General features: G+C 41.8%; 18 protein-coding genes and 1 pseudogene. 3 read left to right on the top strand and 16 right to left on the bottom strand.

Going from position 1 to position 21,143, the window contains the following annotated elements; all coding sequences use genetic code 11:
* Positions 1–105: 105 nt before the first annotated feature.
* From P2W82_RS20225 to P2W82_RS20285, 14 genes and pseudogenes are all read right to left on the bottom strand, one after another.
* The gene (locus P2W82_RS20225) at positions 106–1,047 is read right to left on the bottom strand and encodes a hypothetical protein (RefSeq protein ID WP_336517751.1); all 942 of its coding nucleotides are present in this window, start codon (positions 1,045–1,047) and stop codon (positions 106–108) included.
* A gap of 142 nt (positions 1,048–1,189) precedes the next feature.
* Positions 1,190–1,315 carry a hypothetical protein gene (locus P2W82_RS20230; protein WP_336517752.1) on the bottom strand — a complete coding sequence of 42 codons (126 nt, stop codon included), beginning with the start codon at positions 1,313–1,315 and terminating at the stop codon, positions 1,190–1,192.
* 869 nt (positions 1,316–2,184) lie between these two features.
* Positions 2,185–2,625, bottom strand: a complete 441-nt coding sequence (locus tag P2W82_RS24885) for a c-type cytochrome (RefSeq protein ID WP_473741693.1) — start codon at positions 2,623–2,625, stop codon at positions 2,185–2,187.
* A pseudogene (locus tag P2W82_RS20235) lies at positions 2,620–4,161 on the bottom strand (PQQ-dependent dehydrogenase, methanol/ethanol family); the annotation flags it as partial. The gene P2W82_RS24885 and the pseudogene P2W82_RS20235, both read right to left, overlap by 6 nt.
* Before the next feature lie 280 nt (positions 4,162–4,441).
* The gene (locus tag P2W82_RS20240) at positions 4,442–5,056 is read right to left on the bottom strand and encodes a hypothetical protein (protein ID WP_336517754.1); all 615 of its coding nucleotides are present in this window, start codon (positions 5,054–5,056) and stop codon (positions 4,442–4,444) included.
* A gap of 53 nt (positions 5,057–5,109) precedes the next feature.
* Entirely contained in the window at positions 5,110–5,715 is a 606-nt protein-coding gene (locus P2W82_RS20245; RefSeq protein ID WP_336517755.1) for a hypothetical protein, read from the bottom strand.
* A gap of 218 nt (positions 5,716–5,933) precedes the next feature.
* The gene (locus P2W82_RS20250) at positions 5,934–7,415 is read right to left on the bottom strand and encodes a serine hydrolase domain-containing protein (RefSeq protein ID WP_336517756.1); all 1,482 of its coding nucleotides are present in this window, start codon (positions 7,413–7,415) and stop codon (positions 5,934–5,936) included.
* Positions 7,416–7,791: 376 nt separating this feature from the next.
* Positions 7,792–8,103, bottom strand: a complete 312-nt coding sequence (locus tag P2W82_RS20255; RefSeq protein ID WP_336517757.1) for an HPF/RaiA family ribosome-associated protein — start codon at positions 8,101–8,103, stop codon at positions 7,792–7,794.
* A 452-nt stretch (positions 8,104–8,555) separates the two neighbouring features.
* Positions 8,556–8,753: a hypothetical protein gene (locus P2W82_RS20260; RefSeq protein ID WP_336517758.1), complete on the bottom strand. Its 198-nt coding sequence runs from the start codon at positions 8,751–8,753 to the stop codon at positions 8,556–8,558.
* Positions 8,754–9,283: 530 nt separating this feature from the next.
* On the bottom strand, positions 9,284–9,748 hold the full coding sequence (locus tag P2W82_RS20265; RefSeq protein WP_336517759.1) for a hypothetical protein: 465 nt from the start codon (positions 9,746–9,748) through the stop codon (positions 9,284–9,286).
* Between the two features lie 9 nt (positions 9,749–9,757).
* Positions 9,758–10,459 (bottom strand): DUF4386 domain-containing protein, encoded by a 702-nt coding sequence (locus P2W82_RS20270; protein ID WP_336517760.1) that lies wholly within the window; start codon positions 10,457–10,459, stop codon positions 9,758–9,760.
* 11 nt (positions 10,460–10,470) lie between these two features.
* A complete protein-coding gene (locus P2W82_RS20275; protein ID WP_336517761.1) occupies positions 10,471–10,926 on the bottom strand; it encodes a hypothetical protein in 456 nt (151 codons plus the stop codon).
* 84 nt (positions 10,927–11,010) lie between these two features.
* The gene (locus tag P2W82_RS20280) at positions 11,011–11,619 is read right to left on the bottom strand and encodes a Crp/Fnr family transcriptional regulator (protein ID WP_336517762.1); all 609 of its coding nucleotides are present in this window, start codon (positions 11,617–11,619) and stop codon (positions 11,011–11,013) included.
* Positions 11,620–11,771: 152 nt separating this feature from the next.
* A complete protein-coding gene (locus P2W82_RS20285) occupies positions 11,772–14,231 on the bottom strand; it encodes a TonB-dependent receptor (RefSeq protein WP_336517763.1) in 2,460 nt (819 codons plus the stop codon).
* Positions 14,232–14,437: 206 nt separating this feature from the next.
* Between P2W82_RS20285 and P2W82_RS20290 the strand changes: the two genes are divergently transcribed.
* On the top strand, positions 14,438–15,052 hold the full coding sequence (locus P2W82_RS20290) for a 5'-methylthioadenosine/S-adenosylhomocysteine nucleosidase family protein (RefSeq protein WP_336517764.1): 615 nt from the start codon (positions 14,438–14,440) through the stop codon (positions 15,050–15,052).
* Positions 15,053–15,405: 353 nt separating this feature from the next.
* A complete protein-coding gene (locus P2W82_RS20295; protein ID WP_336517765.1) occupies positions 15,406–17,817 on the top strand; it encodes a hypothetical protein in 2,412 nt (803 codons plus the stop codon).
* A gap of 153 nt (positions 17,818–17,970) precedes the next feature.
* On the opposite strand, the gene P2W82_RS20300 is transcribed toward P2W82_RS20295, so the two are convergent.
* Both P2W82_RS20300 and P2W82_RS20305 read right to left on the bottom strand, forming a co-directional pair.
* Positions 17,971–18,927: a sugar phosphate isomerase/epimerase family protein gene (locus P2W82_RS20300; protein ID WP_336517766.1), complete on the bottom strand. Its 957-nt coding sequence runs from the start codon at positions 18,925–18,927 to the stop codon at positions 17,971–17,973.
* A gap of 226 nt (positions 18,928–19,153) precedes the next feature.
* Positions 19,154–19,744, bottom strand: coding sequence for a DUF5856 family protein (locus tag P2W82_RS20305; RefSeq protein ID WP_336517767.1), 591 nt, complete (start codon positions 19,742–19,744; stop codon positions 19,154–19,156).
* Positions 19,745–19,766: 22 nt separating this feature from the next.
* Here P2W82_RS20305 and P2W82_RS20310 point away from each other — a divergent pair, with 22 nt between their 5' ends.
* Positions 19,767–21,077, top strand: a complete 1,311-nt coding sequence (locus P2W82_RS20310; protein ID WP_336517783.1) for a WG repeat-containing protein — start codon at positions 19,767–19,769, stop codon at positions 21,075–21,077.
* The last annotated feature ends 66 nt before the right edge of the window (positions 21,078–21,143 follow it).

The raw sequence follows: 21,143 nt of genomic DNA on the forward strand, positions 1-21,143 counted from the left end.
GGTCTGTTATTACCTCTTGTAAACCCTGTTAGGTCTGAAAAATGATTATCTATGGTTTGATCTAAAATGATTATGATTAGTTCGCAATAATAGTGTCGGATAAAATTAACGAGCGAATATCTGTGCATTAAATACAATTCCGATGTTTGAATTGAACCCTTGAATCGCCCGGACCCGTTCATTTCCATCTTTTGCTGAAACATTCATAACATTTTTCAGATCGGCAAAAATTTGAAAATCGTTGTATTGAAATACCACCTTAATTCCCCATGAACTAATCATACTTGGTAGTTCCTCATCTCCGAAAACGCTACGATAGGCATTATTATCTTCATTAGGAATATTTACAAAACTTAAATAAGGAGAAAGCGAAAAGCTTGCATCATCCTCATATCGATGCATCGAGAATTGAATTCTGTTTCCAAATGTGTACATCAATGTTGAGAAATACAGATCCTCAGTATCGCTTGCGTTCGCTTTGCCTTTGATCATTTTATTGGCAAATTCAAAAAACGGTATAGAGAAAAACATGTTAATCTGATCTCTTCCACCGGTATATTTACGCCGGGGTGTGCCTAATAAGAAAGCCCATTCCAAAGTGCCTGCAAAAGAAGATTGACCTACATCAGGAAACAGGAATGTTGACGCAAGAAGAGAGTCGCTGTTGCTTGCATTTCTGTTATAGGAGAAGAAAGCAGTAGCGAAACTTTTTGGTGAGCTGAACAACCGAAAATAACCAGCAAGTTTTCCGGATCCATTTAATTCTTCAAATTGTTGTACTGTATTCAAATTGCCAATTCCATAAAGAGCGAAAGTTGGCATATTTGAAAACAAACTCGGTGACTGATTTTCGCTTTGTTTTCTGAACTCTTTTCGATCCTTTTTGCTTTTTCCTATATAGTCAATTGTGTTTTTAAAATAGGCTTTTATCTGGTTACTGTCCAGCCCGGAGATTGGAATTTTTTGCGTGAATGCCTGTTGGCCTTGCGCATTGTTAATGATCCAGAATACGGCAAGAAGTGTTAGATGTATCCTTGAAATCTGCATAAAATATTTTTTTGAAAAATACTTGTCAGAGAGTGCCGACATCAAGAGTAAAAGGACTTCTTTTAGTGAGGGTGTTTACACCCGGGAATAGATGTGATTTGCTTTCAAATTTTTATGTAGTCATTGTAATTTTCTCTTCAATCTAGTGTGTTTCTTCTCCTGTACCAATAATATACACATGCTCCAATCTTGTATGTTCCTTTGAAATCCGGAAGCCTTTTTTCGGTGTCGGTTTTTCGCGAACTTTATTCTTTTCTTGTGAATCCATCCCATTTTATTATAATTATGCTGCCTTTGCGGATAGAGGTAAAATACTTCTTCCTTTTGAGCCATTTTTTTTTACAAAAGTGTTTTCCCAGCTTGTCCGGATTAAAAAGCCTGCCTACGAAAAAGTCCCCCTGTATTCCTGAAAGTCAATAGATAGGGTTCTTGATATGCCATAATTATCCATGAAAATCGAACATTCAATTTTCGATTTTCATGGTAAAATCGTAATAAGAGACCGGAAGGGCTGGTAGATTGCTGTTCCGGAATTTATCTACGTTAATACTCCAACTCACAACTCGTGCTCAATCCTTATCAAATTCCCATCATACTTGTGCCTGAGCTTTCATCAAAAATGAAAGGAAGCAGAATTGAATCGGGATTGACATTCTTTAAGTGAAGACCGGCGCGTACATATTGCGAGTGAGAGACAGCACGCTCCATCGACATCCAACGCCGCTCTTTTCAGAAATATCTGTTCATCCATTGCTCTTCCGGCAGTTCATACAACGCTGTAAAATTAAGCGCCTGTTTTTTTGGTGAACCCCGCGGTCAATCTTCGTATACTGAAAACGTATGGAGCCGGTGGGCGATGATTTTTTATCGGGAATGTTTTCAGTGGATGAAATCATTTCCTTATTACATGCAATCATCAGCAGGAAAAAATAAAAGGAATGAAAGAGGAGTAGTTTTTTCATGGTGTAGTTTTTGATCCTATTAGGTTCGCGAATTCATTCTGAAAATGAATTGTTATAGTTCTAAAAACCAACCAATATATACCAGAGATCCTATGACATAATATATAAATTCCTGTGTTTTTATTTGAAAAATCTGGTCCGTATTCTAGCGGTATTATGGTATACAGAAATGAAATTACCGACTTTGCAGATAAGCTTTTTTCTGCTGTGAAACCAAATACTCCTGCACCGCCTCCACATCCTTCTCCTTCAACGAATTACCAAAACTCGCCATCCCGTATTTCGCCAGCAATCCACCCAGTACAATCTCTTTAAATAACTTATGCTTCGCCTCAGGCAGACGTAACAAATCCGGATGTAAGGTATTCGTGCCGTCACCACCCACACCGTGACAGGTTTCACAATACTGGTAATACAACTGTTTTCCTCTCGCCACTTTTGCTGTGTCTAGTTCCATCGTGGGAGGAGCAGGTATGGGTGGAATATTTCTTTTCGCTGGCAACGGTGTAGCACTGCCGCCGAGTTTGAATACGAGTAATCTTCCTTTGTTTTCATACTCATGAAAGACTGCATCACCGTAATAGCAACAGGTCGGTGCACCACCGAAAGCAGCCATCACAGCAACATATTGTACGCCGTCAATCTTATATGTATTCGGTGAAGCCATAATTCCTGTACCCGTGAAAATTTCTTTGAGCAGTTTTCCTGTTTTTGCATCATGCACGCGTAAGTAACCGGTACGTGTACCCTGGAATACGAGTTCGGGTGTCGACAGTGTCCCTCCATCAGGTGCACCGCCTTCTATTTTCCTTGCTGCTTTCTGTTTCACCGGATCCCACGCGAGCAGACTTTCCGTCATCATCGTATCCTGCGGTGATTTGATCTGGTCTTTTACCAAACTCCAATTGCTTGAGTTCGCATAATCGAGAGCGGTATTGTCTTCATCGGGTTTCCATTTGTAATTGTCATAACTCTTGTACACCTGCGGAATCGTGCGCTCGGGAATGTACACGAGACCAGTTACAGGATTGTACGACATCGGTGGCCAGTTGTGTCCGCCACCGAGATAGGGGATGACGAGTTTGGGTTCATCTTTGTACCAGCCACCATTTTCCGTGAGCACAGGTCTTCCCGTTTTCAGATCGACATGACTCGCCCAGTTGACACGCGTGTATTTTTCTGCAGAAATCAGTTCACCGGTTTCCCTTTCAAGTACATAATAAAAACCATTCTTCGGCGCCTGCATGATCACTTTTCTTTTCTTACCATCGATCTCTAAGTCAGCAAGAATATTATTCATCGTTGCTGTATAATCCCACAATTCACCAGGCGTGGTCTGGTAATGCCATTTCAATTTTCCATTGTCCGGATTGATCGCGAGTATCGATGAAAGAAAAAGATTGTCACCGCCGGAAGGACTTCGATACCAGATTGGATAGGGCGTTGAATTGCCGGTGCCGACATACAGTAAATTCAGTTCAGGATCATACGCAGCTGCGCCCCAGACTGTGCCGCCGCCGCCAGTATTCCAATCAGAATTCGGATCCCAGGTTTTTGCGGCCATCTTCATTTCTTCATGTTCGTATGGAAATTTCGGATCGCCGGGTACGATGAAGAAACGCCATTTCTGTTCGCCGCTGTTGAGATCATATGCAGTGATATAACCTCGCACACCGTATTCGCCTCCTGAGTTGCCGATCATGACTATATTTCCCGCCACCTGCGGCGCACTCGTAATCGTGTATGCTTTCGTGCGATCCGTGAAAGAATCTTTTCTCCATAACTCCTTGCCGTCTGCAGCGTTTAAACAAACCATATAACCATCCAGCGTACCGACATATACTTTTCCTTTCCATACCGCAACACCGCGATTGACAACATCACAACAGGCCCTGCGTCCATAAGAGGCATCGACATTCGGATCATATCTCCAGATCTCTTTTCCTGTTTTTGCATCGAGTGCATATACAAAACCCCAGGCACCGGAAGTGTACATAACGCCGTCGACAACAATCGGTGTTGATTCCAATCAGCGGTGAACTCTTCCGATCGTACTGATGGCATCATACTCCCATGCATAGCCTAAGTTTTGTACATTGGATGCATTGATATCATTTAGCGGAGAATAATACTGCATCTGCTGGTTGCCCCCGACAGTGAGCCATTCATCGGGAGTTTGGTTTGTTGAGCCGGGCTTCGTATATCCAGCCGGGTGGGGTTTGTTTGCAGGCCGCCAGAATTGTAATAAAGAATAGTAACGTCGAAAGTTTTCTCATTTTGTTAGTCCGGCATGTGTGGTTGAATGTAATGAATATCTGTGAATAGAGAAAGCGCGAATGCTGGCTTCCTTGTCAACACTTGTCGGTGTTCGCCTGTGAAGCTTTTAAGGGAAAATTTTAGGTGTCCGGCGAAACACCAACAAATAAAAGACCTCAGCGCACCACATATGCCACATCAAAAATTCCTTTTTCAATTTTTACCTTCCCTCCGTCATAAATGTTTTTGAGTATTCCGGTGAAAGTTCCCTGTAACCGCTGATTTGATTTTGACAATAGGGTCAATGTGAAATCGTCATAATTGCTGGTTGCAGAATAACCATCAGCAGTACTTACAATGTTTCCCGAAGCATCTGTATATTGTCTGCTTCCAAATGTATAATCTAACTGTGCATTGAATGTGCTATTGCGATCGAAAGTAAATGGTAAAGGAATTGAATCAAGCTTCAAATTATAAAATAAAATTCCTGCCCATTGCTCCTGGTTAGCCGGATTTCTTCTGATCATTGCTGTCCAATTCATATCGGGCCTGTAGTAGCCACACATCCATTCATCAGGATTTTCGTAAGTAGCAGTAAAATCGACCTGCTGACGTTTCGTGGGTTCCGAAGGTCGGTCGGGATTGATTTTATAAAACTGGAAACGGATGCTGCCGGTTGTATAAGGCTCTGTAAATGTTTCGTTGAATGGCGGAAGAATATCCTCTTTTTTACATGCATTTATACAGGTACAAAAAAGAAGGAGTAATAATAGTTTATGGTGTTTTCTCATGGCGCTTGAATCTTACTATTTTAAACCTGATTTGTCAATAAAAAAGCAGGTGATTATCTCAGTTCATATTTCACATCGAAATCCCCATTTTCAATTTTCATCAGGTAACCTCTGTATTTATGTTTTATTGTACCGCTGAATATACCCTTCAGGTGATGGTTTGACTTTGACAGCAATGTGATTTTGAAATCATGCTTAGTTTCTCCGCTGTAAACATCATAATCCCCCGCGAATTTTCCGGTTGAATCATAATATTCTTTATAGCCCAGGCAATATCCCATCCGTGCATTTAATTTTTTATCTGCGGAAAAAACGAAAGGGATGGGTAGTGAGTCCAGGTTGATATCAGGAAAGAAAATACTTGCTCTGACATCCTGTTTGTCTGCACTGGTACGGACGATTCCCATCCATCTGCGCTCTGGCCAGAAAAATCCGCACATCCAACGTTCTTCCGGTAAGTTATATAATGTAGTAAAGTTGACCTGTTGCTTCTTTACAGTATCGCCAGGATTAATGGAATAATACTGAAACCGGATGCTGCCGGTTTGATAATTATCATTCTCCGGTTTGTTGAGGAAGGAACTATCTTTTTCCTTGTTGCAGGAAAAGGTCAGGAGTGATGCAAAAATGAGTACAAAGATCAGTGGGTGTTTTTTCATTGCTGGTGTTTTGGCAACAACAATTTCGTACAATCATTTTTAATGAATTGTTATAGTTGATAAAAAAGTAGGTAGTAGGTAGAAAGAAGTAAGAAGGGAACAGCCAGCCTTCGTTATCGCGAATCACAGACTGTTTTTGCGAAAGCCTAAATAACTCTTCAGAACTTGGCCAGGTTTAAAAAATGTAATGGTCTCAGCAAACTGCGCACTGCCCAACCTCAGTCCACCCGCTTGATCTTATAAACATTCGTTCCTCTCTTCTGATCAAAGCCATCAATCTTATTATTATTGTCCTTCGTAAAACTAAAGGTCGATTCAGGTGATTCGAATAGGAAAAAATCAGTATCAGAAATAAAATACATGTTCATTTTATTATCACCCTGGAACAGCACCAGGCCATCACTTTCAGCGGTGATCAGTAAGTCGGAATTTCCTACATGGTATTTGCCTTCATAGCTTTGCAGTATTTCACGGTTAACCTTAACCGTTTTTTTTGTCTGCGGCGCATAGAATCCTTTCCAGTCGTACACCTTTGCTACACTGTTGACGATTTCATTCAGTATACCCGTATTGTAACTATTGACCATCACCACCACGCCATTTCCGTTTTCCATACTCCCGTAGTAAACCGAAACAAATCCTTCGTCAACGCCGCCATGCTGAAAATAACGCTGATCGCCTTTCTTTACAATGAAAACGCCAAGTGCAGCACTGCTGTCGATATAAGGAGTTAGTCGAAGTTTTGTAGTTTCTGGTGATAATACTTTCGATGATTTTCCGGCAAGTGCGAGTTGTGTTTCTATAATGTACGCTGCAAGATCTGTCGGGTTGGTCCACAATCCTGCGGCGCCCATTTCAGGATAAATATGATATTGCCCCTTCACCGGTTTACCATCATTGTAATAGGCTGTTGCCTTCCATTTTTCTTTGTCTGTTGATGTCGATTGCGAATATGTACTGTTGTTCATGCCCAGTGGTTTCAGAATATTATCAAACATCCACACTTCATATGCTTTCCCTGTGATATCTGCCAGCATCAACTGCGAAATCGTTGTTCCTCCACCGGAATACTGAAATTTCAATCCGGGCTCGAAAGCAGAGCGTACCGCTGCTGTGTTGACCTGCGGTTTCTTCCCATCGAGAATATCAGGAACAGAGGGGATTGTTGTACCGTTTTCATATCCCGGAAATCCATGTACCGTTAATCCGGCGGTATGACTGAGCAGATTTGCCGTAGTTATTTTTTTACCCCTGGAAACGGAATCATATGGAAATTTCCATGTCTTCAGGTAGCCGTTGATGTCAGCATAGAGATCCAGCTTTTTATCCTGCGCAAGTTTCAGTACACCTACACCATTCAATGATTTGCTGATGGATCCTGCCTGGAAAAGCGTCGCGTTTGTGACGGGAGTTTGTTTAGCACTATCGGCCCAGCCATAACCTCTTGCCCATTCGAGTTTATAATTTTTGATCACAGCAATACTAACTCCATTGATATGATAGAAAGCCATCCGGTCCTTCAATGAATTTTTATTCGTTGCCCCTTCGATCTGTACCCAGAGCCCGAGATTGTTCTCTACTTCGTTTATCTTTTTTTCTATTTCATCGGAATATTTTTTTTCCTGGCTGCTGGCTGTGTTGACTAACTGTACAAAAAGAAATAGAAGTACGATGTGAAGTTTTGCTATTTTCCTAAACATGACTAAATGGAGTTTACTGAGTGTAATAATCGGGACGCGTTGAATTTACTGAAGGCAGGTCAGTATTTCAAAAAAGCGATTTTAAATTCCACAGACAACCCGTAAGGCGGAAAAGCGGTAAAGTGTGGCAAAGAAAAGCGGAACTGAGAACCAATAGCTGAAAACTATTTGAAGTTTTTTTCAACGAAGATCGAAAAACGAATAAGCTACTTTCCTGTAAAAATGCAGCGAACGATGAGGGGCGAAATATCTTCCCGCAGATTTTCGCAGATTGAATACACGCAGATTCCGCGGAGGAACCTGCGTGTATCTGCACGGATGTTAGCGTGCAATATTGAGTGAGTAGTAAGGTGCTATTAATAAAAGTTAGTATCGATCAATAGCTCCTCGATTTTTCCTGCTTTTTGTCCAGCACTGTTTTCATTTTAGCTACAGCGTCCTTCAAGGCATCAAATTGCTTATCAGCATGTGTAGTCACTGCAAGAGGGGCAACACCTTCGAGTTTTACTTCGATCATGCACCGGATATCATTGCCCCCTTGTTTGTGGCTGTTTTCATCACCCATGTGGATCTCAATTCTCCTGACATCCTTAAAACGGTCAAGCTGTTCTTTAACATAGGCCTCCATAGGTTCGGTATGCTCACGATTTCCTGAAATAATATTGTCAGTGTTGAATTGAATAATCATTACAAATTGATTTGTTGTTCAGAAGTAGTATAAAAACTCGTGCCAAAAGAGAAACAGAATACAGGAACAGAATACAGGGTTTAGGATAAAAGAGGAAGGGTTAAATTTCGATTAGAGAATTTAGTTGTATTTAGGAATGTTGAAAGCCTTGCGTTTTTGATAACTGATCAATTTTTGGGATGCGAATATCTGTGATTTATCTGTCTCCCGCTGTTGGCTGACCGCTGTTTGTTTCCACATGTTTATTTCATCTGCTTTTTAGATAGCTAAAAATTACGGTGCGCAGTGAATGATGAACATTCCGGAATGTGTCTGCTGCTTTGTAACTGGCTTTTACCGGGAAGTCGCCAGCGCTCAAGGTTGCTCAAGGCCTGCTTCGGGCTGCCTTACTTTCTTTAAACCTTAGAGGCTATTGGCAGGATGATCTATGTTATTTTTTTTAGAAGGCTCTTCTAAAGATATTCATGTTCCTTTGCCTTGAAAATCCTCTCCGTATTAAACTGAGCTTTGTCCTGGTCTTTCCTGCGTGGAAGAGACTTAGCGGGAAATGGTTTGATCTTTTCATCATTACCGGCATCTTCCAGAGGAATCACTGAAAGGGGAGCCCGGTTGATGATGGCCGCCTTTGGATGGTCTGTTAGTAGAGGCATAGGAAAGAGGTTTAAAACCCATGATGCCCAGTTATACTGTAGCATCATGGAATGCTCATTCATCGGTAAGACTCATTCGTCTGATGCTGATGAACAACAAAAGTAGCAATCAACTGAGGCGGATTTTATTGACGATTGTCAATAGGAGAGATGAATTATATCAGGTATGGCAACAATCCGAAAGTCAAAACACAAAGAAATGGCTGCGTATTCACAGAGAAACAGCCGGAGAAAAGGCCGAAGTCAGCATTGTGAAGGCCGAATACAAAGACTGTAAATTTTGTGTGATAATAGAACCCGCAAGAGATGAAGTTACGACGTAACTACCCCAAAAAACTACAACTTTCTGTATTCCCTCTGCGGGCTGTTCCTCGGTTTTCCTTTGTGTTTTGACTGTAATTGATAGCAACAGGAAAGCTATACGGAAAAAATAGCGAAGGCTCAGACCTAAAAGAGCTAACTTAAAACCGACAACCTAAAGCCTGCCTGCCGCCCGCCTGTCCGGTCGGCAGGGCAGGCAGGCATATGACCTACCTGAACACAATGCCCGCAACCAGCGCAATAAACCCAATAATATTTACCACCTGCCTTTGCTGGTAAATATTCAGCCATTTCAATCTTACATCTTTCCAGTTGCCGGGAATTTTTTCGGATGTCCATTCGTTAATGACTGCATTTAATGGCATGTTTCCTTTAACCATCAGTAAGGTATCAATCAACAATGCTGTCATCGAAATTGTGCTTGCAATAAAAAGGGTTCCCGAATGTCTGCCGAGTAATAAAACAACCAGCAGCAGATTTAATATCAGTGAGCCATACACCACAATTGAATATTTACTTCTCATATTCGCGTCGATAATTTTTCTCATCTGTGTGTATGCAGCCACATCGAGATCCAGTGATAGATTTCTCAGGGCGAGTATATACATAAATGACTGACTTACGATCATACTATAAAAGATGACAGTAAGAAGGAGTATAATGTTGATAAACATATGTTGCTGTTAAGGGTTAATATTTTTTGTTCTGATTATGCTTACGCCAATGAAAGTCATCCAGATCAGCCAGAGTGTACTCCCGATAAAACCAGCTGGTTCCCACACAGGCATATTCCTGACAACAGTCGCCAGTAGTTCGGCCTGGGCGAGAAAATAAATGACAGCACTCACAACACCAAATATCCCGATCCATTGGGGAAATATCTTCCATTTTATAAAATTGATCGACATGATCAGCGTCCAGATAACGGTAAAGAGCTGACCCAGATGTTCACCCAATAATACACCGCCAAACTGGTGGATGGTGTTGAAAGACATGATAGCCGCAGTTTTCAACGATGGATCCGATGTTGCTACAAAACTGTCGGACAGTACAGGTACCACAAACACCCATCGGAGTAATCCGATCATTTGTACGATCAGGCCGGTAGTTCCCATTTTGGTGGCTACCCGAGCAAAGCCGGACTGGTTTTCAAGACTTTTTCCGAGAAGAATATATGCCGGCAGCAGCGGAAGACCAGCTAAGGCAAAGGCAAGCCATGTAAAGATCAGCCTGTTTCCACCTTCATGAAATTTAGTAAGAATGATCCCGGTTTCCCAGCGAAGAATTCCCGGATATTCAAAAATCGCAGTAAGTATAGTATAGGGAATCAATACGCCAACAGCGCCAATGATCATCAGCCATCCGATTGTTTTGGAAGATTGCATGAATATCACAATTAAAGGATGATTGAATAGCTGACGCCGGGAGCAGGATTAACCTTGAGTGAATGATCTTTTGCACCAACTGCAATTGCGCCGAACCTGAAATTGATGCCTTTCCATATCATCCATCGGAAACCTGCTTCAAAGGAAAATGCATTTGTTTCATCATACTCACGATTGATTCCACGGAGGTAAGAAGCGCCGGCAAAAAAGGATGAGGGTATTGGTTTTTTGTCCACGGGAAGAAACCAGGCCGTTATTCCGACTTTAATAAATTTAGTGGTTTCTTCAGCCTTAAACGCTGTCATATAGTAGCCGGTATGTACTGATACAAACTTGTGGCGGAATTCCAGGCCTATCGATGGGTTGCGGAATCCGTTGATACTGAATTCGTTTTTAGGGAATCGGCTTTGAGAGAAACAGAGAACAGTTGCAAGGATGAAGATAGATGTCAGCGTTACATTTTTCATGTCGTCTAGTTTTGATTTTTTAACGACACAAAATTGCAAAGCAGCAAAACCGCCGCACCGGACAAATGTCCATAAATGACATCCTCAGATATTATTCCGGATCCTGCTCAGGTGACGTGGCGTAACGCCCAGAATGGAAGCCAGGTATTGCAAAGGAATCTGTTGCAACAGCCCCGGCTCTTCTTTAAGCAGTCGCTCATATCTTTCCTCTGCAGTCATGATGAGCAGGTTGCTTCTGCTTTCATCGATCCCCACCATCACCTGTTCGACGGCATTGATATAAAATGATTTGAACGCTTCATTTTCAACTTTCAGTTTCGCGAGATCTGTATAATGGATCTGCCATAATTCGGAATCGATCAGAGCCCTTACATATTCTTTACAGGGCTGCTGTCGGTAAAAACTTGCCACTGAAGCAAGAAAAGTATTTTCGCCGGTAACATACGTAGTCAGTTCCTTTCCATCTTTGAGGTAATAGTATTGAAAAAATCCCTTCGTGATAAATGCCAGGTATTTACTTGTTTTTCCTTCTTCAGCAAAGAAATTCCCCTTCGTGATTTTTGTAAATGAAAATGCATTGGTGATCGTTTCAATATCACTTGCAGGAACACCGCTGGCGAGGAAATAGGAAAAGAGGGGATTCAGGAAAATTGTGTTTAGATTGAGAAATTGAACCGTCACTAAATATACCAAAGAGTTTGTTTGTTATATAAAACAATCAAGAGGTGAATCTCTCTGCGTGTCTAATAAAATCGAACTTATCACAGATGCTGTGTCTGATTTTATTTCTGGTGACTATGCTCTGCTCCAGGTAAGGTTTGAATGGAGCCATAAACCGACGACTATCAAAACTCTATAATAAATCCAAGCGTTGGCAAAACACTGGCTTCATCGTTGGGTAAAATCAATGGGATGGCATTGCTTCCGTTTTGCTGGACAGGCAAACCATCTGTGGTTAAAAAATCGGTATTATCAGCATTTCGTTTGAACGTATAGTTAGGTAAGCCTGGGTTTTTTGACACATACCAATTCGTTACGTCGAGAAATATATCAAGTGTGAAATTTCTGAAATTCCATTTCTTATCTATCCTTACATCACTTGCATGAAACGCCCTGAGACTATTGGTATTCGCTCTTCCAAAATCATATACACCCGTCCCAAGCGTAAGGTAATTCTGCCGGCTCAGAACCTCGTCAAACGGTGTATAGGGTGCTGAACCCTGGTACCGGAATTTAAGACCCAGTTCCCAGTTGCGTTTGAATTTATAGCCCCAGGTAAAACTCAGCAAATGACGATTGTCCCAATTCGCCCGGGTGTAGCGGTTATCAATACCCGTAAATTCGGATCTGTAAAAAGTATAGCTCAGTATTCCGAAAAACCTTTTGGTTAGTTTTTGCTGCGCGAAAAATTCAAATCCGTATGCCCGTCCCTTGCCATTCTGAATTATTGGTTCATTGCCTACCGCTCCGAAGTCGGTCCCTTTGTTGGCAAGACTGATTTCATCATAAATACTTACCGGATAGTTACCGTATTTCTTGTAAAATCCTTCGAGCGTAAAACGCGTGGTTGTTGAAGGCAGAAATTCTACCCCGGCTACATAATGCGTGCTGCGGATATATTCGCCGGGATTTTGAAAGATTGTCCCGCCCTGTGTTTCCCTGAAGGCCAGCTGCGGATAACCGGGAAGCCTGTAATAGATGCCGACGCTGGCGCTGATATTCCATTGATCAGTTAAGGAATAGCTTGCACTTACCCGCGGACTGAACTGCTTCAGAGGGTTGCTTTCGCTATTGGATAATCCGTTTCCATCTATCCGGATACCTGCGCTGAGCGACAGCCTGTTTTTTAAAACCCTTTTTCCTGCCTGTACAAATGCGCCGTAACGGAGAAAATCTGCACCGGCAACACTTGCGAATGTTTCAGCCTCCTGAATGATATTTCCCTGATCATCGGTTAACTCAGGCCTGTACACCTGGTAAAATTGATTATCGAACTGCACATACTGAAGACTTCCGCCCCAGGTGATTTTCAGATCATCAAAATTCACGGTCTGATCAAAACGCAGTTTGTTTTCTGTCTCTTTACTGTTGATGTTTAAAGTCTGTTCATCCTCTACTGGGTTTTCGTTGTCTTGATATTTTTCTGCCTGGTTATTTAAAGTGTTTCGGCTGAGTGATAAATTCCAATACCCTTTTTCTGTCAGGCGACGCAGCGTAGCTCCGACAGTGTAGCTCCATTGGTTAATAATCGGATTACTGTTGATGGCGTACAGTTTTTCCGGTGTGGCATCTTTTGGTGCAGTAAAACGGAATTCATCAATAGCGCCGATTCCAAGTATACTGAGTGTGGTCTTATCATTTATTTTAGTGGTGGTCTTGAACTGAAAATCCCAGTAATTTGGTCTGATCGGAAGATCCAGTACCTGAAAAAGGAGTTGGAGATAGCTACGTCTGGCACTGGCGATAAAAGTAGTGTTTTTTGAAAGAGGGCCATCGAAAGTGGCAGCCAGTTCAGTAGCAGACAGACGCAGATTACCCTGCAACCGGTTGGGATTGCCATTTTTCTGCCGGAACTGAAATACGCTGCTCAGTGTATTGTCGTATCGCGCATCGAAGGCAGAAGTACTCAGCCTGACATCTTCAATAAAGCTCACATTTAAAATACCCTGCGGACCACCGCCCGAACCCTGGGTGCTGAAATGATTGATGATCGGGACCTCAATTCCATCCAGGTAAAACACATTCTCAGAAGGTGCACCTCCCCGGATGATAATATCGTTCCTGAAACCGCCACCGCCAACGCCGCCTCCGACCCCCGGAAGCGATTGTATTACTTTGCTGATGTCAAAATTTCCTCCGGGGTTGGCCTTAATGTCTTCGGTAGTCAGTCGCTGCACACTTAACGGACTTTCGATGCTGGCTGCCCTGGCCGAATTCCTGCGACCGGTAATGGTGATATTTCCGAGCTCGCTGACCGCTCTTTCCATTTCAATAGAAAGGTTGTTTTCATTTCCGCTGGTGATGACCAGATTGGTAAGCGTCCTTGTTACAAATCCCAGCCCGGAAACGGTAAGATTGTAGGTGCCGGGAATTATTTCCTGCAACCTGAACCGACCCAGCGAGTCGCTGATGACGGTTTTTGATCCTGGGCTCAATTCAATGGTTAATCCAGGTGCAGGCAGAAGAAATTTTTTATCCGTAATCGTACCACTCAGGCTTCCTGAAGCCTGTGCATGAAGACCTGAATCCAGACACAAGGCTAGGAGAAAAGTGAACAGGAAGGAAAATACACCGATTAACTTCATGATTTATTTTTCTGGCTTTTCGAAAATTCCTTCGATAAAACCATTTAAAATCAGAATAGTTCATCTTCATGCAAAAAAGTACCGGTGAATGTTTATTCTCCACCCCCTGTTGATAACACCTTCGTTTAAACGAAGTTTTTTCAGTTATTGATCAGTGCATGTAAAGAACATGACGACAGAAAGGACAGCAAATTGTAAGTTCGTGTATGATCGATTTACGGCAACCCATCAGTTTTGAACATCTGGATCTCATTAGTCCGGATACACTTTTTGTATTCGCACTGTCAGCGGAAGCCGCAGAAGAATTTGAGCTTGTGAATAAACTGATCATCGGAATAGGGAAAGTAAATGCTGCTTACGGATTAACAAGGGCAATTCATCAGAAAAAACCCGCTATGATTGTTAATCTGGGTTCTGCAGGCAGCAATCATTTTAAACGTGGTGAAGTGGTATGTTGTACTCAATTTATTCAAAGGGATATGGATGTACGCGGGTTAGGATTTGAGTTGTATGAAACTCCTTTGTCCGGTATCCATCCAATTCTGAAATACGGAATCAAAATAAAAAATCTGCCGGAAGGTATCTGCGGTACAGGTGATAGTTTCGAAATGAGTCATAGCGTGACTGCCTATAATGTTGTCGATATGGAAGCGTATCCACTTGCATTGATTGCAATGAAAGAGCAGATTCCTTTTCTCTGTTTAAAATATATTTCTGATGGTGCAGATGGAGCTGCAGCGGATGACTGGGCGGTGCAGGTGCATAATGCGGCTGTCGCATTCAGAAAACTTTTTGAAGCAGGAACTGATATTGATGAGTAACCTGCACTATCGATTCGCATGTTGATGGTGGGTAAGCATCATTGATTAGCTATGCTCAGTTTCACAATCGATAACGCCTTTTTATAAGGATTATTCTTCATGCCTGTTATGGGGATGGAAGTACGTGACCGTGCATGGAACAATAGCGCTGGCGGGTTCAGTACCACGCTTAATGATATCCGGCTTTCTTCTTTTGCAAAATCCAGCCATTCATCTTCTGTTCACGCAAAAAATAGGTGTTTTTACGGTCATCGTTTTTACCAGTACGAATTAAATTCATTATTCGACGGTTACTGATTTTTTTTAGCATTTGTAAACCGACACCAACATTCATCATCAACTTTTGCAAGTCTATGTTTCACTTTATTCCACCTGTCCTGCTCGCGCTGATTCTTGTAGGGTTGGCGCTTTTGTATCTGAAATATATTCATAAATACATAGTAAGGTTTTTTATAGATATCTATGCGCTGCCCCAGGGTGTTATCAGGGAGAAAATCATTTTTACCACTTTTTTCAGGGTGATTTACCTGAACTGGTATACTTTACTGATGCTGATTTTCATTTCGTACCTGATGCTTTCCCAGGATGTCGGGAAAGATATGATCGAGGATTACATATCAAAAATGGTGGATTATAATTTCGGCATCATCTTTCTTTCATTAGGATCGCTGTTTATCACTTTTTTTCTCCTAGCTCTTGCAATCTGGGTGATTCCTTTTTTTACCTACAGCGAAGACAGGAAAAATGAGGTGATGAAGATATATGATTCATTTTATCTCGCCACTAAATATAAAGCACTACTTGCCATATTGCCGTTTGCCATTGTTGGTACAGCTTTTTTGCAGAAAGTTGTTGAAGAAAATTTACCTGCGGATGATCTGAAAAAAAACAAAGTTCTGGCCATAGTCATTTGCAGTGTTTTATTCATTCTTTTATTTTATGCGATTCAGGCGATCGTCAAATTCATTATCAACTCGAAAATCGGCCGATCAAGAATCTTTGATCTCAGGTTAATCAATAATAAATACCTCAACATATTAGTATGGGTGATTATCTGGCATATCATTTTGATTTCAGGATTTGCATTAATCTTATATTTCCTTGGGAAGGATTATGACAGAAGTTTGTATGTCTATCCTTTTTATATTCTGATCAGCAGTGCAATTGTCTTTCACATGCTGTTCTTCACTGATGATTCCAGATTAACCGAAGATGAGCTGAAGAAACTGGTTTGTGAGATGATATCTGAAAACAACCAAAACGCGTCCCGTAAATTATATCTTTCTGTTGCTGCAATTATATTTTTATTCTTCTCTTATTATTTTGTTGTTCCGTCGTTAACGGCTACCAACTCGTTGTATGTTTTACTTGTAGTTTTAGCATTAGTAATTATATACCTGGATCTGGCAAGAAATTACTATAGAAATTCGGATAAAGACTGGGTAAAACTATTGGCTTTGGCTGCTATTTTACTGGTCCTTGTTTTGCCTTTCAGAAGAGTTGAAAGACAGTTCAGCGTTCCATTGGTTTCCAATAAGTCTGCGGCGGATACGGGCATTTCCATGGATGTTGCTATTCAGAAGAGAATGGCATATATCAATGCTGATACCAGTGTAAATAAAAGTATTTATATCATCTGTGGGATGGGTGGTGGAAGCAGGGCTGGTTACATCACCGCAAGTATGTTAAGTCTTTTGGAAAAGAACATCCCTGATCTATGGAACAAGACTTTGTTCTGCAGTACAATTTCGGGAAGTTCACCCGGTATTTATCACTATTTAAAATACAAGGAATATGCAGGACCTGCCAAAGAAGAATTTCTGAAAATTATTTACCAGAGAAACTATAATTCCAGTGGTGTATTCGGATTTCTGTTTGGCGATGCATTTGCAGCCGCTTTTGGGAGTTGGCCTTCATTCCCTCTGCCATTTGCCCGGGATAGTGTTCCCGGGACAGGATTTCGCGACAGAAATTTCCGGATACGGATGGAATATGAATTCGCGCTGAAACAGGCGATGGCGAATGGAGAAGTGCCGGATTACTGGCAGAGCACATTTTCCAGGAGAGAACGTGCGTCGGGATATGAGCCAGACTATTTCAAGGATTTTTTTGAAAAAAGAATTGGCACGGTACCCATCCATGTGATAAATACATTCGCTATTCACAGCGGCCGACGGGTAGTACTAAGTCCGTTTTATGTAAATGACCAGCGGGTGTTTACGAATTCCATCTTACCTCTGCAGGAAAGGATATATCACGATAGTGTCGCTTTTAAGGATATAATGTATAGAGACGCAACCAATCTTTCCGAATTGTTTCCATTTTTGAGTGGCGCTTCAACCATCGGTTCCAACTCGAAAGAACAGTTTGTTGATGGTGGGTATTTTGAAAATTATGGACTGGCAACAGCACTGGATCTGTATAATTTAGTCAGGAAACTGGACTCATCAAATGCCAAACGGATCAAGTTCATTCTTATAAAAAATTCCTTACAGAATGCAAAAGACAGTGTTGAGAATCTGGCAGTACAACTGACTGCCCCGTTGAGCGGTGCGATGAGCTCGCCCTTCACCGGTCATGCGAATCATTTTCTTCAACTATTCGAAAATGAATTTGGTAAAGAAAGGTTCAGGGTCTTCACGTTCGACGACGAACGATATAAAGTTCCGCTCACGAGAGCATTAACACGGCGACATATAAAAAGCATGGACGATTTTATCCAGGAATGCGCGGCAGATTCAACCCGCAATGGCAAAGGATTTTAATAGTTGGGTTTTAACGCAGATTATTAAAGAAATACTACACGCTTCGGGTAACCGTAAACACTTATTGAATAGTTTCAGCCCATTGTTGGGAATGAAGAAATTTAATCGGCCATTTCTCCCGCTGCGGGTTTAAAAATGATGCTGGTATATTCGCTATTTAAGTTTCTCTAAAAACTGTATACTCTTCTTCAACGCCGTCTGAGGATTTGCAACCATATCCTGCTCAACAATAAAATGCTTAACACCATTATCCTTTGCGACCTTAATTATTTTCTTCAGATCGAGTACGCCCGATCCTGCAGTCGTCATTAACGGAAATAATTCGATCCATTGTTTTGAATCACCACCGTCACCGGAAAAACGAGCCTGCTTTGACATATCCTTTATATGCATCAGGTGATAACGGTTTTTGTAAGATTGAAACAACTCAACGGGATCAGCGCCTCCCGCGACCGTCCAGAAAATATCCATCTCAAAAAATACCAGTTCAGGATCGGTGCCATCTAAAATTAATCTCAATGGAATTTGTCCATCCATGGCTGTCAGTCCATAACCATGATTATGGTACGCAAATTTTACCCCCTGTTTTTTGGCAGATTCTCCGATAGCATTGAAATCCGATGCGATCTTTTTGTAATCGTCAAGCGTCTTTCGTTTCTCGTCAGGGATTGCCGGAAGTACAACATATTCCGTTCCTGTTTTGTGTGCAGCTTCTGCCAGTTGCGACATATTATTTTGAAGTGTGTCCAGGTCCGTATGCATTGAAGGTGCAGTAAGGCTATGGGTCTTCAATTGTGCAGCCATCTCTTCTCCTGAACGACCAAAATATCCGCTGCCACTAAAACCGAGTGCGGGAGTAACCGAAGCCCATCTCGCTTTTGCCGCTTCGGTGCTGAAAGGATAGGGGCCGTACAATTCGACTTCCCGGTAACCCATCCCTGACAACATGGCCAGCACGTAAGGCAAATCTCTTTCCGACGCCTTCGGAACTGAAAACATCTGAATGCCAATATTGTTAATGAGTGGCGGCTGTGCAAAAAGATTTTCTGAAGTCATGAGTCCAGCTGCTGTAAGTGCGGAGGTGTTGCGGATAAAGTTACGCCTGTTCATATCGGCATTATTGAAAATTGATCACTGGCCGGAGTTGTCGAATAAAACTTTTCAAAAGTCCCTGCAAATTTTACTTCGCCGGAATTTTTCCGCCAGGTATCCGATCCGCCGCGGCGGATCGGATACCTGGGAACTTTCGTCAAGTTAAAATCGCTTTTTCGAAATAACAAGTGAAAAAAACTTTTTCGGTATAGAAAATTCTGCTGTCACAACGATTTTTCCGCAGCTATGAAAGTCGTTTCAAACGATAAAGCAATTGTTTTATTCCTTCCTGGAATTCATCAATTATTGACTGAGAGAAAGATTCAGAAAAGATCTTCCTGGTTTCTTCAACATGCGTGTAGAACTTCTCAATATGATCGATGTATTTCTCAGGCTTTATTGTTTCTGGCACCACAATGTCCAGTGTACCTTCTATTGCAATAGTCGTCTCAACAAGGCGATCTGTAACATCTCTCAAAGTATCAATAGCCTGATCCAGCGAAATATGAGTTTCATAACTACCAGGTCCCGTTATTGACCAATGGATAAGTTTCAGTGATTGACGAAATGAAACGAGATCTCCTAAAAACTTTGCGGTTTTACCTGCTTGTTTATTTTCCTTTTTTGCCATAAAAAAATATTTAAAACCTTTGAATGCTATTTTCGGTACTAAAGCTACGGTTTCCCCAGGCAATTCTGATGTATAGATACATCCATTTATTTGCCAGTTCCCGCTGTAATGGCCAGATGCTTGGATTTTGTTACGATCTTTTTTATTTTGTGCGATAACAGCACAGCAGGAGATCCCCCGCCCGGCTTGCTGCCAGCATTTCAACTTCCCACAGCGTTTTTTGCCAATGACTATTTATAATTATTTGTATTGCCGGGTGAAGAGTTTCCTGCCTTCAATTTTTATATTGCTCTGTATTTCCACCGAATGCTACTCACAAACTTACCTTATCCCTTACCGTGAAAAGGATCAATGGGGTTTCGCAGATACTAACGGAGTAATCATTGTTAAGCCAAAATATGACGGTGTGGACTTTTTCTTCAGCGGGCACGCGCAGGTAAGAAAAGGCATGTCGAAAGGTTTGATCAATGCCCGCGGACTTGAAGTCCTGCCAACCGTCTATGACGAAATTGGAACACCATATCAGGACTACATTTCAGTAGAGAAAAACGGTAGATCCGGAATCGCCAGCGCAGTCAATGGAAAACTGATCCTTCCATTACAGTTTGAAGAAGTGAGAATGATGGCGGCTTCTCATTTCGTTGTACGGGATATCAGAGGAAATATCGGCGTTTTTAATGCAAAATCCGGGAAATGGGACATGCCTTTGATGTATGAAGCAATCGAGTATTCAGGGAATCGGGACAATGCTGAATGGTTTATCGCAGTAGTTAAAAAAGACACGCTTGGATTTACCATAGATGAGAAAGGCATTCTTCAGAAAAACAAACGAATACCTATCAAAGCATTCGCTCCTGCCCAGGAAACACAAATGGACGACAGGCTGCCTGAAGTGGAAATGGTTGAAACAACAGGAACTGCTGCTATCATGACTTCTTATTCATGGCCAATAAGGGCAAATGATAAACAAGGTTGGGTTGCCTGGATGAAATACGATGGGGTAATGATAAGATACGATAGCATACCCGCTGTATATGACACCATTTATCGCGCGCTCACCAACGACAGTTTGTTTGTCGTCGGGAGAGACAATAAGAAGGGAATAGTCAATTTAAAAAATGAAGCGCTCATCCCGTTGGAATATGAGGATGTACAACCGGTGGATAGTTCGGCTATACATGGAATTTATATTGTAAAGTCCGGTGGGAAGTACGGTCTGCGGACAAAGGATTCAATGGTTCTTGCTTGCGAATATGATCATATCGGCTGGGTATCCTACGATGCCCGTGGGTTTATCCTGAATAAAAATGGGAAGTCCGGAATTTATGTGTACGACAGTCAACGGAAAATCTTCAATGTATTTATTCCCCCGGTGTATGATTATATTCTTGGATTCAGCTCAGTGAGGGCGGCTGATTTTGATCGGTCAATACCATATAATTTTAACACTCAGGATGGATTTAAACACCTGCTCCATGTAAGTAAAAATGGAAAAAAAGGGTATGTAGATATGACCGGGAGGGAATTTTTTGAGTGAGTGGTAGTAATAGGTAATAAGTGCCAGGTAGTAAGTAATAAGTGAAAGGTGGTAGATAGAACAGCC

The organism is Pollutibacter soli (assembly GCA_029269725.1).
In the GTDB taxonomy this organism is placed as follows: domain Bacteria; phylum Bacteroidota; class Bacteroidia; order Chitinophagales; family Chitinophagaceae; genus Pollutibacter; species Pollutibacter soli.